The sequence below is a fragment of the Salinicola sp. 4072 genome (assembly GCF_036663415.1).
Lineage (GTDB): Bacteria > Pseudomonadota > Gammaproteobacteria > Pseudomonadales > Halomonadaceae > Salinicola > Salinicola salarius_A.
In genome coordinates this window covers 1-1,022 of sequence record NZ_JAXOVV010000078.1, presented here as the reverse complement: position 1 = coordinate 1,022, position 1,022 = coordinate 1, and the positions used below count along the sequence as shown (strand labels likewise).

Sequence of the window (1,022 nt, the reverse complement as noted above, 5' to 3'; positions counted from 1 at the left end):
CGGCCTGATAGGCATGCTGTATCTGCGGCCCGGGGAATATCTCGGTGACGACCGAAAAGGCGCCGATCACGAACACCAGCACCAGTGCGGCGAGTATCGACAGCGTCTTGAAGACCTTGTCGGTAACAGAATCGGCATCCTGCCGGTCAGGTCGTTGCCTGGGCGTCTTCGACGGCTCCATGTTTCCACCATTCCATGCGGCTTGCGAACAAGGGACGGCAACCCACCGCCTCGCGGCCGGGTCACGATGTCGGTTAGAGCGACATTCTGGAATGGGGGTTCAACAGGGTGTGTTGTCTTAATGTTGTCTATTGGCGCCGTTTACGTAACACATCGGCATGACACACCATCGATGTGGTGACGGTATCAGCGAACAGCGACATCGGAACCTGAGGGTTACGAAGACAGGACAAACAGGGAGAGATACGGCTAGAGACCAAGCGAACTGGAAAAGCGAGAAGGGATGACAAACAACATTGGCTCCCCGAACAGGACTCGAACCTGTGACCCAATGATTAACAGTCAGTTGGACTATTTGAGTCGGAAAAACCCATTAATTTCAGCCGCTTAAGAAAAAACATGCCTAATATGATGTGCTGGCTTGTTGCCTACCGCACCTGCACTACATTGGCATGCACGATCTTGGATTCCGAGATCATCATTGTCAAGCTGGCCATAGCGAGAATGAGCGGCCGCCTCTTGGCCGCCCACCGCTCACATAAAATTTAGGGGCATCGACGTTGATTCAGCGCCTTCCTCATGGAGTCAACGCTAGGATGAACGTATTCCATGGTTGTGCGCATACTTGAGTGGTCGAGGATCATTTGGGTGACTCGGATGTTACGATCAGGATCTTCCATGAGATCGGTCCCCAGGGTATGCCTAAATCTATGAGCCCGGCTTATTCATGAGGCCGGCCCGAAAACGAAGATAGCGGATGGTATTCTCTTGAAAATTCAGTGTGTTCCGCCAAGAATCTGAACCAAGAGAGCCATCCGCTATGGGTGAAAGCCTATCCACCT

General features: G+C 52.6%; 2 protein-coding genes. Both read right to left on the bottom strand.

Translation table 11 applies throughout. The annotated features are described in order from the left end of the window. The coding region (locus tag R3F72_RS18540) for a hypothetical protein (protein WP_332780478.1) at positions 1–181 on the bottom strand (181 nt) is incomplete at its 3' end. A gap of 544 nt (positions 182–725) precedes the next feature. Then, positions 726–905: a tyrosine-type recombinase/integrase gene (locus R3F72_RS18685; protein WP_442978372.1), complete on the bottom strand. Its 180-nt coding sequence runs from the start codon at positions 903–905 to the stop codon at positions 726–728. Between the last annotated feature and the right edge of the window lie 117 nt (positions 906–1,022).